This is a genomic window from Acinetobacter lwoffii (assembly GCF_024129355.1).
In the GTDB taxonomy this organism is placed as follows: domain Bacteria; phylum Pseudomonadota; class Gammaproteobacteria; order Pseudomonadales; family Moraxellaceae; genus Acinetobacter; species Acinetobacter lwoffii_I.
In genome coordinates this window covers 13,695-29,282 of sequence record NZ_JAMXXP010000016.1, presented here as the reverse complement: position 1 = coordinate 29,282, position 15,588 = coordinate 13,695, and the positions used below count along the sequence as shown (strand labels likewise).

Below are 15,588 nucleotides of genomic sequence, written 5' to 3'. Positions count from 1 at the left end.
TAGTCAATTAATATCAATGAATCGTATACTCAAAGCCTATTTGATTTTTGTTTATGATGACAATAAAGAATAAAGGAGCATCTCATGAGTTTAGTTGTACCTGCTGAAAAAGCCGATGCCGTACATACCGAAACGGACCGGGTCGAACGGATCCTGGTGGTTGATGATGATGTTCGTCTGCGTACCTTATTACAGCGTTTTCTCGAAGATAAAGGCTTTGTGGTCAAAACTGCACATGACGCCACGCAGATGGATCGACTTTTACAGCGGGAACTGTTTTCTCTGATCGTGCTCGACTTTATGCTTCCGGTCGAAGATGGCTTGAGTATCTGTCGTCGTTTACGCCAATCCAATATCGATACGCCTATCATTATGCTCACCGCTCGTGGTAGCGACTCGGATCGTATTGCCGGTTTAGAAGCAGGTGCCGATGATTACTTGCCTAAACCGTTTAACCCGAATGAGCTGCTGGCACGTATTCGTGCGGTATTGCGCCGTCAGGTACGTGAAGTGCCGGGTGCACCAAGCCAACAGATGGAAGTGGTTTCTTTTGGCCCATGGTCGCTAGATCTCTCTACCCGCACTCTGACCCGTGAAGGCCAAGTGGTAACGCTCACTACTGGTGAGTTTGCGGTACTGAAAGCACTGGTTCAACATCCACGCGAACCATTAACCCGCGACAAGCTGATGAATCTGGCGCGTGGCCGTGAATGGGGTGCCATGGAACGTTCAATTGATGTTCAGGTGTCACGTTTACGCCGTCTGGTTGAAGAAAATCCTGCGCGTGCACGTTATATCCAGACCGTATGGGGTGTGGGTTATGTCTTTGTTCCAGATGGTGCTGAATAAAGGAAAAATTATAGGATAAAGATTACCCCAGTCTATTGTCCCTAAAAGCCATTCGCTGCTGTTTGAGCCTCCCTTCTTTAAAGGCTCGTATACAAATGCGCGAGTTCAGCGAATGGCAAAGTTTTTACTTGCGTAACAGTGTTACTCATTTTTTCAAAAAAAGTAACACAACAAGCTCCTTCCATCGAAGGTTCAAGCAGTAAGATTCTATTACAAATATTATTACTGCTCAATTTGGAAAATGCCTACAGGGAGCTGGTGTGAAACTCGACCCCATCGATCCACAAAAATTTACCGATTTTGTCAGCTACTCGGAAAAAAAGCGTACCCGCGGGGAACGCTTTCTCGACAAGATCAAGCCGCGTTCTGCTGCCATGCGTACCACGGTACTGGTGGTTTTTGTGGTCTGTTTCAGCCTGTTTATGTCCTTATGGTTCTTCTGGCGCACCCTGTTTTTACCTGAAATTCAGCAACATGCGCGTTATCTCGCCATGGAACTGGAAATTCTCAACAATCCCGATCTGCGCCTGTATCACAAACAGCAGGAAGTCGACATTGACGACTGGTTAAGAAATCGGGTCGGCATTGAATATGTCACCAATCCGGCAGAATATCCTACTGTGCGGGAAAAGCTGATTGCCGAATTTTTTACCCGACAGATCGAAACCAAACTGGCCAAAGAGTTACGTATCGAACAAGCCACAGTCTATTTCCAGTTTAAGCCGAGTCCACGTATCTGGATCCAGACTCCTGAAATGAATGGTCACTGGGTACAGGAACCTTTAAAGACTTATGCCAATTATAGCAATGAACTGATTTTGGGCTGGTTGCTTGGCACGCCGATTATTGTCGGCATCATTATTTTGACCTTGGTGCGTCAGCTCAACCGTCCTTTACGCCGTTTGCAGAATGCCGCCAACAGTTATAGCCGAATCGGTTCAGCGCCCTATCTGGATACCAATCATGGTCCACTGGAAATCCGTCAGGTCAATCATGCCTTTAACCAAATGATTTATACGCTGGACCAGACCGAGCGGGAACGCCGAATCATGCTGGCCGGCATTTCACATGACTTGCGCACGCCCTTAACCCGAATCCGCCTCAGTGCCGAAATGATGCCAGATGAAGACTTTCTCAAAGAAGGCCTGATTTATGATGTCGAAGATATGGACGCGATTCTGGATCAGTTCATTTCCTATATGCGCGACGGTTCCGATGAAGAACCGCAGGACACCAATGTCAATGTACTGCTACAGGAACTGGTCAAGCAGTTTAAACCGCTAGATATCCGTTTCACCCCACAAGATATACCGACCATTCAGGCACGTAGCATGTCGCTAAAAAGACTGATTGGCAATCTGATCAACAACTCAAAACGCTATGGTTCAGAACCAATTGAGCTTTCTGCGCATGTTGAAGAAGATCAACTGTTGATTTGTGTCGCAGACCATGGCGAAGGCATTCCGGAAGATCAGATTGAAGCCTTGATGCAGCCTTTTGTTCGGGGCAATTCGGCACGAACGGTACAAGGCAGTGGCTTGGGGTTGGCCATTGTGAAACGGATTGTCGACATTCACCAAGGTCAATTGCGTATTCATAATCGTCCTGAAGGTGGGCTGGAAGCTATCATTTCACTACCCGTGAATCAGGTGAACCCAGAGACACTTTCCTCAGCCACCACACTCGATAAAATTCGCCAAACTTTGACTGATCACTTTTAAGAAGTGATCAGTAATTCAACAAATGACTTTTTAGTTTTTCTATACAATTCATTTTATAGTTCACGAATTCAATCATTTAAAAATCATCATTTTTTATTATACCTACATTTAGCTAAAAAATTAGACCTTAGCCTAACACCTATGCACAATACATTTTTTGAGCGGTACAATCCGTATCATAGTTTAAGAATTAATGAGAGTTAAAATGTCTTTAGATCGTATCCGTTTAGCCTCCCTACACAACAAAGTCATCAGCCCTGAACAAGCGGCTGAATTCATCCAAGATGGCATGACTGTGGGTATGAGTGGCTTTACTCGCGCTGGTGAAGCGAAGGCGGTTCCTTTAGCTTTGGTTCAACAGGCAAAAGCAAATCCATTAAAGATCACGTTAATTACTGGTGCATCACTAGGGAACGATCTAGACAAACAACTGACTGAAGCTGGTGTATTGGCACGTCGTTTACCGTTCCAGGTAGACAATACTTTACGTAAAGCGATCAACAACGGCGAAGTGATGTTCATTGACCAGCACTTGTCTGAAACTGTTGAGCAAATGCGTAACCTGCAGTTGAAAAAACCAGACGTTGCGATCATCGAAGCCGTAGCAATTACTGAAGATGGCGGCATCATTCCAACAACATCTGTTGGTAACTCTGCAAGCTTTGCGATTTTTGCTGAAAAAGTGATTGTAGAAATCAATACGAATTTAAGCTCGGCATTTGAAGGCTTGCACGATATCTACATCCCGACCTATCGTCCAACGCGTCAAGCGATTCCATTGACTCAAGTTGATGAGCGTATTGGTACGCATGCGATCAATATCGATCCATCTAAAATTGTTGGTATCGTATTTAACAGCGAATTGCACGACTCTCCATCTACTGTAACCGCACCAGATGATGAGACTCAAAGCATTGCCAACCATTTGATCGCTTTCTTTGAAAAAGAAGTGGCTGAAGACCGTCTACCGAAAAACTTGGGACCTCTTCAAGCAGGAATCGGTTCAATTGCAAACGCCGTATTGACGGGTCTGAAAGATTCAAACTTCGAAGACTTGATCATGTACTCAGAAGTACTACAAGACTGTACGTTTGAATTGATCGATGCCGGTAAAATGAAGTTTGCTTCAGGTTCTTCTATTACGCTTTCTGCTAAGTACGGCGAGAAAGTATTTAACAACCTAGAACAATACAAAGACAAACTGGTATTACGTCCACAGGAAATTTCAAACCATCCTGAACTGGTACGTCGTTTAGGTATTATCGGCATCAACACTGCACTTGAGTTTGATATTTACGGTAACGTGAACTCAACTCACGTATGTGGTACCAAAATGATGAACGGTATTGGTGGTTCAGGTGACTTCGCACGTAATGCCCACTTGGCGATCTTCGTGACCAAGTCAATTGCGAAAGGTGGCGACATCTCTTCTGTAGTGCCGTTTGCTTCACATATCGACCACGCAGAACATGATGTTGATATCCTAGTGACTGAACAAGGTCTTGCGGATCTTCGTGGTTTGGCTCCGCGTGAGCGTGCACGTGCAGTAATTGATAACTGTGCGCACCCAATGTACCGCGATGCGTTGAATGATTACTTTGACCGTGCATGTGCAAAAGGCGGCCATACCCCTCATCTTCTTCGTGAAGCGCTTTCTTGGCACTCAAACTTCGAAGAAAATGGTCACATGCTTGCTGTTGAAGCTGCAGTAAAAACTGCATAATTGACTGCATTCACAAAACGCCCTACGGGGCGTTTTTTTATGGCATTTTTATATTTTTTTTGAATAGTCAGAACCTGATTATATTAAGGAAGCCATCTGGCTATCACCTACTCTTTCTTCTTTTATTTATCCTGCCGATCTGCTGTAGAAATACACTTCTGATGCTCAAGGGCTTTAAATTCTGATTCTTCACCCTCATACTTGAACACAAGAGCAAAATTAGAGACATGACATGCGCGTAGATATCTGGTCAGATGTGGTTTGCCCCTTCTGCTATATTGGTAAAAAACGTTTAGAAGCTGCTGCACAAGAAGCAGGTATTGAGCTAGAAGTACATTGGCACAGTTTCCAGCTCGATCCTGAAGCACCGGTACGTCAGGAAGTCTCCAACTCTGAGCGTCTGGCGCAAAAATATGGCCGCACCGTGGCAGAAGTCGAAGAGATGCAGCGCAATATTGCTGAAATGGCCAAAGCCGAAGGTATTGAATTTAACTGGGAAGGTGCCAATTCAGGCAATACCTTTAATGCGCATCGCCTGATTCACCTGGCGCAAAGCAAAGGTTTGGGCAATGAAGCACAGGAAGCGTTCTTCTATAGCTATATGACCCAAGGTCTGGCGATTGGAGAACGTGAAACACTGGAAGATGTCGCAGCGCGTATTGGCCTGAATCCGGTCGAAGTCGATGACCTGTTGGATTCGGAAGAATATGCTGATTTCGTCAAATTCGATCAGGAAGTCGCACATGAACAACTCAAAGTGACCGGTGTACCTTTCTTTGTTTTTGATCAACGTGTGGCATTGGCAGGCGCGCAGCCTAAAGAAGTTTTCCTGCAAGTATTTGAAAAAGCGCTCGATACATCAACCAACAGTCAGGCAGCACAGTGCTCACCAGAAACGTGTGACACGCCAGACCAAGCTAAATAAAACAACGTTCAATAAAAAAACCCCATTTTAAATGGGGTTTTTTTATTTGTTATTGAATGGCATTCGCTTAATCAACCAGAAAACTAATTTTTAAATTGACACGATATTCCGTGATTTTATTTTCTTTAATGACAACCTTCTGTTCATTGATCCAAGCACCTTGTACATTTTTGACCGTTTCTGTGACTTTTTGAATGCCCGTTTGAATCGCATCTTCAAAGCTTTTATTGCTGCTTGAATTGACTTCTACCACTTTTGCAATTGCCATAATAAAACTCTCAAAATGAAAATGAATGGAATTCCATCTTAGTCCATTCTCAGAAGATTGCAGCAGCCCGTAAACAAGCGATAGCAAAAACTTACATGGATTGAACAAAGCTCGAAATTCAATCTTAAATTGGCAGATCAAAAACACATCGCCGCTTGTTTTGGCACTCGATCAAGTCCAGATTCTCATCGCTAAAATAAAGCATAAAGTCCTGTAAAACCATAAAAATCAAACTAGAGTAAATATACTAATTTATTGTTTTATAGAGTAATTTATCTAAAATTTACTGCCTGAATTTGCCGAATCTATCATTTTCTATTAAGTCTTATTTGCTATTATTTCACCCGAATTAAGTTTAAATATTCTCCTCTGTTCAAATTATTGAACACTCTGATATTAAAGGTCATCCTATGAATGCTCTTAAATTTGCTTTCGCAGCAACCGTTATGGCTTTTTCTGTTCAAGCGTCTGCACAAATGGCGTAAGTGGTTCATCTGCCAGACTTTCCAGCGACTAAAGCACCTGCTGAAACAGTAAATGCAGATGCTGCGACTGTGGTAACTGAAAAAACGGCTTAATGCAAAGCTGTTTTTCATTAAAACGGGCTGATTGATTCAGCCTGTTTTTTTGATCACATTAAACACCTTCAATGTGAAAGACGCACAACTCTAAAAAAAATATCGACTATTTCCTACTCTCATTTTTTCTATTGATTTTTATCACTTTTAATTAAAAAATTTGTTTATAAAATACTCAAAATAGATCACTATTTTATGTGATCTCTGCTTATAATTGCAGCAATATAAATAGATTAATGATAAGAAAATTTTTTATGCATGAACTTCAGGCATTGGTACAGGGCAAAATTCTGCCTCAGTCGGTTTCTATTGATTATTTAATTGAAATGGCAGAAAGCTATACAGACTCGAATTCTGCTGAATACAGACTGGTCGAGCTGGCGGTTAACATTGTACTGGCACAAACCTTGGATAAAGCACTGAAACATCTCTAGAGATCAAAAAATGAATGCTTTAGAAAAAGCACACTTAATTAAAGAACTACATGGACTGGCGCAGCAACTGGAGCATAAAGTCCTGCCTTTCTATGAAATTGCCCGTTCTAAAAAAAGGATACGCGATATTTTTAATCTGTGTGATGAGCCTATTTTCAAGACCCAGATTTCAGCATTTAAGGCCCGCACTCAACCTGAACTTGTTGCTTACCAATTTTCTGCTAATACGTCTTATCATCTAAGCTTTCGTGGCTATTTCACCGAAATCTTAGCACTGGAACAAGCACTGTCTGCCCATCCGGATTCTGGCTGGGCAGTTTTGCATCATCCTGAACGTGGCTGGCAAATCTGGCTGATGCCCGCTCCCCAAGCTCCTGCCCTGCACAGCCAATGGGCTGAATTGCAACACTGCTATATCTGGCTGTTGCAACAACAGCAGCAATTTTCTTGTCTGCAACAGGATCCCCCCTTGATCGTTCCTGCCTTATCCTTAAACGAAGCTGAAACCAGCTGCAATTCTGTGGAAACAACCAAATATCATCGGGGACGGCCGCGCGCAAGAATCCATACATTAGAACTACGCCGCCCAGATGAGTCAACCAATCAGATACTGACTGAACCCAAGGAACTAAATCCTCAACTAAAAGCTGAAATGACAATAACGAAAATTCCGCAAGAACAGATCACAGTCTCCGAATTGATTCAATTCCCTGCACAGATTCAACTAGGTGAACTAAACGCCCATGTATACCCTTTAGGCTTAGAAGAAACCAATATCCAGCGGCTCTGTGCTTTAGAAGTGACTGAGAATATCGAGCATCCTGCCTATTTGGATATCGCACTGTATTATGCAGCAGAAGATAATTGGCAGGCACGTCAGGTTTATTTGGTTGAACAACTGAATCTGCAAGGCCAGTTTGTTAAATATCTGATGCTCTTAGGGGTACCGAGTCAGTTGCAGGCTCACTATTGTATTCAACATTGGCTCAGCCATCATCAACGCCAGGCTGCTGCGATTAAATCACTGGCCTGGTCTGTTATAAGCATCAGGTTCATGCAACTCGAGCTTTTTTCAACGGCTTACTTACAGCAGGCTGAAACAGTCTGGACAAAGCCAGATTACCATCCTTTTATACCCGCCCAGTTTATTCAGAAGCAGAAATTTATTTCGTTCAAAGAAGCTGCTGCTAATTTTTCTACTCCAGTGCTCTTGCTACAGGAACATCAAAAAATTCGAGTGATTCATGGTGAAAAACGCATCTCTCTGGCAGAGGATGAGCTGGCCTATCCACACATCTTGCTGCAACGCGACAAACAGCTAAATTGGCAGAATATTCACAATATTATTTTAACAATGCCGCAACCGATTCAAGTGCTGGAACTTTATCGAGAAATTCAGACTCAAATAGTTGAATAATTGCTGTTATTTTGTAGCTTTAACTTGCTTTTTAAGGCGTTTTTTTAGAAAACTACAGCTGAATATAAGAATACAAGAGTAACAAATATCTCATGCGAACAAACAGGATTACTCAAATTTTACTGCTCTCTCTGGGCCTAGGAATGAGTGGTAGCATGTCTTGGGCAAATTCAGTCACAGCTGCTCCTGCCAGTCCAACAAATACAGAGCCAAGTCGATCAGGCTTGCTGGATCAGATTCCACGTTTGATCGATGCAACACCGACGGTTCTGCCAGAGCAATCAAGTGTCGCCATCGTTCCATCCACGCTAGAGACAGAAAATTATTCATGGGCGGATCAAAAACAGAAAGGCATCCGCGAATGGGCCGATCGTACTGCACATAAAATTGATAACTGGTTTGGTGAAACCGATCCGGATCAGCCAGCTGCAGCCACATTACGGATCATTCTAGATAATCGCTGGGATGAATATGAAGGCTATGAGATTAAGCCCCGAATCCGGGGCAAGATCAAGCTTCCGACCTTGGAACAAAAGCTGAGTGTGGTTTTTGGTGATGACAGTCTGGACAATGAATTAGACAGTAATGTCGCGATTACCAATGAAAATCCTGCCACTTCCGGAGATAAACGTCTGGATACTAAACGTGCACGTGAAGATAACAGCTCTTTTGCCTTACGTTGGTCTGAATGGTCAGATCGCATTCCTTTCGAAACCGATCTGGATCTGGGCTTGCGTTCTGGAGATGATATTTACCTGCGTGTCAAAGCCAGTAAAGATTGGACGCTGGAAAATGACTACTCTTTTCATGCCGAACAGATTTATCGCTACGGCATTCAGAGTGAAAACTATTTACGGACCAATCTGGAGCTAATCCATGCCCGTCCCAATCAGGCCTTTTTCTCCAATCAGCTCAGTCTGACTTATGCAGATGAACAAGACGACGATCTGACCTGGGACAACTACACCTTTAGGCAACATCAGTTTTTTCAGGACAACCGTTTTAGTTACGGCATTTATACCGGTGGTTATCTAAATGACAAGGATCTGCGTCTTAACCGCTGGGGTCCCTATGTGTCGTGGAGACAACCTTTTTTACGTGAATGGTTTTTTGTCCAGACCGACCTGAACTACCTGAATGATCATCGCGAGGATCGTGACCACTATGTCGGGGCTTTGGTACGTTTAGAAGCATTGTTTTAAACTGAATGATGGTGGAAAATATAAAAGCCCATCATTCATGGGCTTTTTTCAATATTACTGAGGCAATCAGCGTGGCAAGTATTAGCTGGTTTTATTCAAGATAATACGATCACTGCGTAGCACACGTTTTTGCTGCAATGAGGGTTGTTCCATCACCGGCATATTGAAGCGAATATGATCGCTACGTTGTACACGTTTCGGTTTTGTTACGTTTACTTTTGCTGTTTTATAAAAGCTAATGCGATCTGTGCGTACCACTTTTTCTGCAGCAGGTGCCGCTAGACTAAACTGGCTCATCGACATCAGGATTACAGCGCCCATACTGATCATCAGCTTAGATTTCATAACATTCTCTCTCTTTGCTTTATAATCGTAATTATAAATTAAAAATTAATTAATAATCTAAAATATAGATTTATGATTCGAAGGTATTTTTTTATTCTCTCTATCGTTTTTCCAGATCATTTCTAGAATTGAAAAATGAAGCAGACATAAAAAATCCCTCCGAAGAGGGATTTTCTCATTCAACACATCAGCAGTTAAGCAAGCAGCAAGCTATTAATCCGCTTGACATATTCAGCAGGATTTTCTGGTAATCCACCTTCTGCAATCACTGCCTGGTCAAAGATCACATTGGCCAGATCATCAAACTGCGCCGAGCCATCCAGTTTTTTCACCAACGGATGTTCCGGGTTGATTTCCAAAATCGGCTTGATATCCGGCACAGGTTGGCCTGCATCTTTCAGCATACGAATCAGCTGCGGAGACAACTCACCTTCTCCAGTCACCAGACAAGCCGGAGAATCGACCAGACGCGTCGTCACCCGCACTTCTTTGGTCTTGTCTTTTAATGAATCCGTCAACTTATCCACCACCGGTTTAAACTGGGCTGCGGCGTCTTCAAGGGCTTTCTTCTCTTCGGCATCCTGAAGGTCACCTAAGTCAACTGCACCTTTCGACACGTTTTGCAAAGGCGTACCATCGAACTCATTCACAAAGTTCATCGCCCATTCATCCACGCGTTCAGTCATCAACAGAACTTCAATGCCTTTTTTCTTGAACAGTTCCAGTTGCGGTGAATTTTTCGCAGCATTCAGGCTATCTGCAGTCACATAATAAATGGCTTTCTGGCCGTCTTTCATGCGTGCTTTATAGTCTGCCAATGACGTGCTAACTTCATCATTGGTCGAAGTCGCATAACGCAGCAGTTTCAAGATACGTTCACGGTTACTGAAATCTTCACCCAAACCTTCTTTCAATACTGAAGCAAATTCCTGATAGAAAGTCTTAAAGTTTGCCTGATCTTTTTCATCTTCAGATTTAGCCAGATTATCCAAAATGGTCAGGATACGGCGGGTATTGCCTTCACGGATGGTTTTTACATCACGGCTTTCTTGCAGTAATTCACGACTCACGTTCAATGGCAGATCGGCACTGTCCACCACACCCTGTACAAAGCGCAGATAGTTTGGAATCAGGTTATCTGCATCATCCATAATGAACACGCGTTTCACATACAGTTTGATACCAGCTTTGGATTCACGGGTGAAAATATCATGTGGCGCTTTGCTTGGAATATATAATAACTGGGTATATTCAGTGCTGCCCTCAACCCGATTATGCGCCCAAGCCAATGGCGCTGCGAAATCATGGCTTAAGTTCTTGTAGAACTCGACATACTGCTCTTCAGTGATTTCAGACTTGTTACGAGTCCATAATGCACTGGCTGAGTTAATGGCTTCCCACTCATCGGTTTTGACATATTGGCCACCTTGAGCAGTTTCACCTTCAGCCGCTTCTTCTTCCTGCCAGACTTCTTTTTGCATCTGGATTGGCAGGCTGATGTGGTCTGAATATTTATTGATAATCTGCTTCACTTTATAGCTTTGCAAATAATCTAGCGCATCGTCACGGAGATGCAAAATAATATCGGTACCACGTCCTTGTTTCGTGATCTGTTCAACTTCGAACTCACCGGTTCCGCCACTGATCCAGCGCACCCCTTCAGAGACATCTGTGCCAGCACGACGCGACTCTACCGTGATCTTGTCAGCCACAATAAAACCGGAATAGAAACCGACACCAAACTGGCCAATTAGCTGGGCATCAGCTTTTTGATCGCCGGTCAGTTTGGACATAAAGTCTTTGGTGCCTGATTTGGCAATAGTCCCTAAATTATCAATAGCTTCCTGTTCGCTTAAGCCGATCCCGTTATCTGAAATGGTAATGGTTTTATTGTCTGCATCCAGACTGACACGAACGCGCAGATCCGGATCATTTTCATAAAATTCGGGATGGTTAATCCCTTCAAAACGTAATTTGTCGCATGCATCTGAGGCATTCGAGATCAATTCGCGTAGGAAAATTTCAGGGTTTGAATAAAGCGAATGGGTCACGAGATGTAGTAACTGAGCCACTTCAGCCTGGAAACTATGTTTTTGTGCGCTAGACTCGCTCATTAATCACTCCTTTTATTTTAAATACAGGTCAATACTGTTGCCTATATGAATGGAGTGAGTTGCTAAATTTTCAATAGCCAGTTGTATATTTTTTCTCAAGATACTTTATAAAGGATCGTTTGATCTAAAATGGCTTGGATTTGTAAAGGCTTAGGTTTAAGTCCTAATAAGGCCCAAGCTTATAAATACGTTGAAATTGCAGGTCTATTTGCTGCTGGCGCATATTATAAACCTGACTCAGACAAGACACAGATTCCTGACAGCGGTCACGAAACTGTAGCCATTTCACCTGATCGCGCTGGATCACCGAGCGGGTTCCCATAGGCACCATACGGCGCAAAATATGATAGCTGGTGCTCATCTTGACATCGGCATCATTGAGCAGGCGATGTTCACAAATCGCTTTCTCTGTCACGGTTTCAGCTTTCTGACAATCAAAACTTGCCGCATAGGCAGACCCTGCCAGCAGACTGAAGAAGATCACAATACCTTGGCTTAAAAACTTCATGCTGATCTTCCTTATTATTCAATTATTAAGTCGTATTCAATTAATATTTACTTTATTCATTTTAATATAGTTGAACATTGCCGATCTGCTCAATTTCAATAAGTTATAAATCGTTGTTATTTTGAAAAAAAAGCCTCATTCAAGATGAGACTTTTTTGTTGAGCAAGGTTAGAATTTAGAACTTGTAGCTATAACCGATCGTGTAAACCCAAGGATCAATATTCAAGTCGAATTTAGTATTATCAGCATCATCTAAAGTCACTTCAGGACTCAAATCTGCATAGCGCACGTCAGCAAATACCCCCCAGTTTTTGGCATCGGCTGGCTGATAATTAAAACCGACCTGACCTGCCAAACCAAATTCCTCTTTCACATCTTTAGCCAGACCTTCTTCATCCCAAGCAATAAAAGCTGTGCCACCTACACCAATATATGGCGTAAAACGTGTTGCATTTTTAAAGTTATATTTAGCAGTAATTGTAGGCGGCAGATGTTTGATCTTAGCCACCTTACCCACACCTTGAAGAGAAATATCGTGATTAAATGGCGTGGCTAATAAAAGTTCTGCAGAGATATTGTCATTAAAGAAGTATTCGACCGAAGGCGTAAAACCATATTCTTGATCCGCTTCTACGACTAAACCTGGTGCAATTTCAGTGTCACTTGATGGTGCTAAAGAACTGGCACCAACTTTCACCTGCCATTGACCTGCCATCGCAGATGCAGAAAGACCCATTAATGCAATTAGAGCTACTTGCTTTAACATTTTAAAATACCCACAGGAAGAATAATTATTAAGAAAATAAATCTTAATTAATAATAAACACGAGGGAAAATAATATGCAATAAGGATTATAAAACTAATTTTTAATTATTATTTAACATACTGATTTAAAAAATAATTTATTTTAAATTGACTAGATTGGTTGGTTTTAAATACCCAGTATATTAATCGGATAAACATGAATTTATTCAGACTAAAATAATCAGGTTTATATTAATTTTTATTTAAACATATATTTTAAATACATCTTATTATTTATTTTAAATCCAGATAAATCTGCTCCAATAGTTATCAGAGCAGATTGAAATTTACTTACAGAACCATGGCTGCAATCCACCCAAAGATGATAAGCGGAATATTAAAATGAATGAAGGTTGGAACCACACTATCCTTCATATGGTCATGCTGACCATCCATATTCAGACCGGATGTTGGGCCTAGAGTTGAATCTGACGCTGGAGAGCCGGCATCGCCTAAAGCCGCCGCAGTCCCGATAATCGCAATGGTCGCAGCCGGGCTGAAACCAAACTGGATACACAGCGGAACATAAATAATCGCCAGAATGGGAATGGTCGAGAAAGACGAACCAATGCCCAATGTGATCAGCAAACCAATCAACAGCATCAGGAAGGCAGCCAATGCCTGACTATTACCAATCCATTTCACTGATGCTTCAACCAAGGTTGGTACCTGATTAGTCGCTTCAATCACCGCGGCAAAGCCTTGTGCTGCAATCATGATAAAGCCAACCAGCGCCATCATGCGCATACCGGTAATGATCACATCATCCGCTTCTTTCCATTTAAAGATCCCGGCACAACTCAAGATTGCGACACCGACCAGACCGGCCAGAATCATCGAATCTGAATAAAGCTGTACCGCCAATGTAGCAATAACTGCAAGACCTGCCATCCAGATGGTAAATTTGGCAATCTGCGGTTTAACGTGTTCAGCCACACCTAATTCAGCGGAAATACTTTGCTGTTCCTGGACATGAATATCTTGATATTGACGTGGTTTGCGATAGCTAATAAAGATCGCCACCAATAAGCCCACAAACATACCGAATACTGGAATTGCCATCGCAGATGGAATCTGGTCATAGCTAATTTCAAATCCATATGGCTTACCAAAAGTATTGATGTTATGACCCAGAATGTCATTCAGGAAGATGGCACCAAAACCGACCGGAATCAGCATATAGGTGCCTACCAGACCAAAGGTCAGCAAACAGGCAATCAAACGACGGTCGAGCTTTAAGTGGTTAAATACAGCCAATAGTGGCGGAATCAGTACCGGAATAAAGGCAATATGCACGGGAATGACGTTCTGCGAGAACACGGCAGCAATAGCAACTGTGAAAAAGATCAGATATTTCACCCTGTTTTGCGCTTTAAAATCGGCCTCACCTTTTAAGGTACTGATCATTTTATAAGCCAGCAAATCCGGTAAACCCGAACGCGCTAGAGCCAAAGCAAATGCACCTAAAATACCGTAAGCCAAGGCAATTTTGGCACCACCACCCAAGCCATTGTTAAACGCGTCCAAGGTTCCCTGCAGGCCCAGACCTGCCAATAAACCACCTGTAACAGCACCAATGACCAGGGCAAAAACCACAGGTACACGTGCCAACGAGAGTCCGAACATGACTCCAATAGCAGCAAGAATTGCGAACATAATGAATCGGAATAGAGAGAAAGCGGCTATTTTATCAGAAAATGCGGATAAAAATTCCGCCACTTTTTTCTGGTCGGGTCATGTTTCGCGGAGGGGCCTGTCAATGAATGTCAGCAGATTTACGCTGAATAAACTCATCAATCAATTGAGCCACTTGCTCCGGTTGACTCAGGATCGCCCAGTGATTGGCAGCCAGTTCTACTTTCGAGAAATCATCCACCCATTTTGACATTTCATCAACCAGATCTGGCCCGACAAACTGGTCATATTTCAGCACAATCGCCTGTACCGGACAGATGGCAAAACGCTGCCGTGGTTGAGCTAAGCGTGGCAAAAAATTGGCCCGATACAGGTTCACACCATATTTGCCATCTTTGACAATATGCGGGTTGAGTGGCAGATCATCGTGTCTTTCCAGTTGCTGCACGATCTTGCCCCAACGCTGCGGATTAAAGAAATTCCAGGCCAACGGCGCCACTAAAGGCAACTGAAACATCGCGATATACCAAGATTTGCTCATTTGCTTTAAAAATTTTGCTTTGTTTTGCTGGAACTGTTCACGCATCCAGAAAGCGGCATGATCCAGACATGGCCCAGATAAGGTGCTATAAGACAGAATTCGCCCTTTAAAGCGTGGATCGGTGACAGATTCCCAGGACTGAATTGAGCCCCAGTCATGCGCAGCCAGATGAAAAGCTCGATTCGGCAATACCTTATTCACCACCTCTTCCAGATCCTGACTTAAACGGGCCAAGCGGTAATCGGAGATTTTTTTGGGAATACTGGACTCCCCTGCGCCCCGGACATCATAAGTCACCACAAAATAATCCTGACTCAAATGAGCAATGACTGGCTCCCAAACTGCTTGATGATCAGGATAGCCATGAACCAGTACCAAGGCTGTTTGTTCGGGTTGTCCATAAGTTTTGACACAGAGACACTGCTGATCCGTGGTATCGACCCATTGCACTTGTGTTTCCATCTTTTGATCCTGTTTTTATTATTGACCACTTAGTTTATAAATCGGCATGATTGATCAATGC

14 protein-coding genes are annotated in these 15,588 nt (G+C 42.9%); 7 read left to right on the top strand and 7 right to left on the bottom strand.

The window, feature by feature from the left end; genetic code table 11:
- The first annotated feature begins 84 nt into the window (after positions 1-84).
- The 4 genes from ompR (at position 85) to NI468_RS09350 (ending at position 5,218) form a co-directional block, all read left to right on the top strand.
- Positions 85-849: an osmolarity response regulator transcription factor OmpR gene (gene ompR, locus NI468_RS09365; protein WP_004278590.1), complete on the top strand. Its 765-nt coding sequence runs from the start codon at positions 85-87 to the stop codon at positions 847-849.
- Positions 850-1,109: 260 nt separating this feature from the next.
- On the top strand, positions 1,110-2,570 hold the full coding sequence (locus NI468_RS09360; protein ID WP_086044195.1) for an ATP-binding protein: 1,461 nt from the start codon (positions 1,110-1,112) through the stop codon (positions 2,568-2,570).
- A 205-nt stretch (positions 2,571-2,775) separates the two neighbouring features.
- Complete coding sequence (locus NI468_RS09355) at positions 2,776-4,293, top strand: acetyl-CoA hydrolase/transferase family protein (protein ID WP_044111757.1); 1,518 nt, start codon at positions 2,776-2,778, stop codon at positions 4,291-4,293.
- A 232-nt stretch (positions 4,294-4,525) separates the two neighbouring features.
- Positions 4,526-5,218, top strand: coding sequence for a DsbA family oxidoreductase (locus tag NI468_RS09350; RefSeq protein ID WP_004647323.1), 693 nt, complete (start codon positions 4,526-4,528; stop codon positions 5,216-5,218).
- A gap of 67 nt (positions 5,219-5,285) precedes the next feature.
- Here NI468_RS09350 and NI468_RS09345 read toward each other — a convergent pair whose 3' ends face one another.
- Positions 5,286-5,486: a dodecin family protein gene (locus tag NI468_RS09345; protein ID WP_004278594.1), complete on the bottom strand. Its 201-nt coding sequence runs from the start codon at positions 5,484-5,486 to the stop codon at positions 5,286-5,288.
- An 832-nt stretch (positions 5,487-6,318) separates the two neighbouring features.
- On the opposite strand from NI468_RS09345, the gene NI468_RS09340 reads away from it, so the two are divergent.
- The 3 genes from NI468_RS09340 (at position 6,319) to NI468_RS09330 (ending at position 9,117) form a co-directional block, all read left to right on the top strand.
- A complete protein-coding gene (locus NI468_RS09340; RefSeq protein WP_005267565.1) occupies positions 6,319-6,498 on the top strand; it encodes a hypothetical protein in 180 nt (59 codons plus the stop codon).
- Between the two features lie 10 nt (positions 6,499-6,508).
- Positions 6,509-7,915 carry a hypothetical protein gene (locus tag NI468_RS09335; RefSeq protein ID WP_086044196.1) on the top strand — a complete coding sequence of 469 codons (1,407 nt, stop codon included), beginning with the start codon at positions 6,509-6,511 and terminating at the stop codon, positions 7,913-7,915.
- A gap of 92 nt (positions 7,916-8,007) precedes the next feature.
- Positions 8,008-9,117: a hypothetical protein gene (locus tag NI468_RS09330; protein ID WP_086044197.1), complete on the top strand. Its 1,110-nt coding sequence runs from the start codon at positions 8,008-8,010 to the stop codon at positions 9,115-9,117.
- 81 nt (positions 9,118-9,198) lie between these two features.
- Here NI468_RS09330 and NI468_RS09325 read toward each other — a convergent pair whose 3' ends face one another.
- From NI468_RS09325 to NI468_RS09300, 6 genes are all read right to left on the bottom strand, one after another.
- Complete coding sequence (locus tag NI468_RS09325) at positions 9,199-9,462, bottom strand: hypothetical protein (protein WP_071851077.1); 264 nt, start codon at positions 9,460-9,462, stop codon at positions 9,199-9,201.
- Positions 9,463-9,656: 194 nt separating this feature from the next.
- On the bottom strand, positions 9,657-11,576 hold the full coding sequence (gene htpG, locus NI468_RS09320; protein ID WP_086044198.1) for a molecular chaperone HtpG: 1,920 nt from the start codon (positions 11,574-11,576) through the stop codon (positions 9,657-9,659).
- 163 nt (positions 11,577-11,739) lie between these two features.
- On the bottom strand, positions 11,740-12,084 hold the full coding sequence (locus NI468_RS09315; RefSeq protein WP_004647317.1) for a lysozyme inhibitor LprI family protein: 345 nt from the start codon (positions 12,082-12,084) through the stop codon (positions 11,740-11,742).
- A 175-nt stretch (positions 12,085-12,259) separates the two neighbouring features.
- Positions 12,260-12,850, bottom strand: coding sequence for an OmpW/AlkL family protein (locus NI468_RS09310; protein ID WP_044111748.1), 591 nt, complete (start codon positions 12,848-12,850; stop codon positions 12,260-12,262).
- A gap of 330 nt (positions 12,851-13,180) precedes the next feature.
- Positions 13,181-14,545, bottom strand: coding sequence for a Na+/H+ antiporter family protein (locus NI468_RS09305; RefSeq protein WP_086044199.1), 1,365 nt, complete (start codon positions 14,543-14,545; stop codon positions 13,181-13,183).
- A gap of 100 nt (positions 14,546-14,645) precedes the next feature.
- Positions 14,646-15,527: an alpha/beta fold hydrolase gene (locus NI468_RS09300; protein ID WP_004647314.1), complete on the bottom strand. Its 882-nt coding sequence runs from the start codon at positions 15,525-15,527 to the stop codon at positions 14,646-14,648.
- Between the last annotated feature and the right edge of the window lie 61 nt (positions 15,528-15,588).

What these genes read in the sequence shown, in the direction of transcription:
- NI468_RS09325 (WP_071851077.1), bottom strand. Translation starts at nt 9,462, where the DNA reads ATGAAATCTAAGCTGATGATCAGTATGGGCGCTGTAATCCTGATGTCG.
- NI468_RS09335 (WP_086044196.1), top strand. Translation starts at nt 6,509, where the DNA reads ATGAATGCTTTAGAAAAAGCACACTTAATTAAAGAACTACATGGACTG.
- NI468_RS09305 (WP_086044199.1), bottom strand. Translation starts at nt 14,545, where the DNA reads ATGTTCGCAATTCTTGCTGCTATTGGAGTCATGTTCGGACTCTCGTTG.
- NI468_RS09345 (WP_004278594.1), bottom strand. Translation starts at nt 5,486, where the DNA reads ATGGCAATTGCAAAAGTGGTAGAAGTCAATTCAAGCAGCAATAAAAGC.
- NI468_RS09355 (WP_044111757.1), top strand. Translation starts at nt 2,776, where the DNA reads ATGTCTTTAGATCGTATCCGTTTAGCCTCCCTACACAACAAAGTCATC.
- NI468_RS09340 (WP_005267565.1), top strand. Translation starts at nt 6,319, where the DNA reads ATGCATGAACTTCAGGCATTGGTACAGGGCAAAATTCTGCCTCAGTCG.
- NI468_RS09300 (WP_004647314.1), bottom strand. Translation starts at nt 15,527, where the DNA reads ATGGAAACACAAGTGCAATGGGTCGATACCACGGATCAGCAGTGTCTC.
- NI468_RS09350 (WP_004647323.1), top strand. Translation starts at nt 4,526, where the DNA reads ATGCGCGTAGATATCTGGTCAGATGTGGTTTGCCCCTTCTGCTATATT.
- NI468_RS09315 (WP_004647317.1), bottom strand. Translation starts at nt 12,084, where the DNA reads ATGAAGTTTTTAAGCCAAGGTATTGTGATCTTCTTCAGTCTGCTGGCA.
- NI468_RS09330 (WP_086044197.1), top strand. Translation starts at nt 8,008, where the DNA reads ATGCGAACAAACAGGATTACTCAAATTTTACTGCTCTCTCTGGGCCTA.
- htpG (WP_086044198.1), bottom strand. Translation starts at nt 11,576, where the DNA reads ATGAGCGAGTCTAGCGCACAAAAACATAGTTTCCAGGCTGAAGTGGCT.
- NI468_RS09310 (WP_044111748.1), bottom strand. Translation starts at nt 12,850, where the DNA reads ATGTTAAAGCAAGTAGCTCTAATTGCATTAATGGGTCTTTCTGCATCT.
- ompR (WP_004278590.1), top strand. Translation starts at nt 85, where the DNA reads ATGAGTTTAGTTGTACCTGCTGAAAAAGCCGATGCCGTACATACCGAA.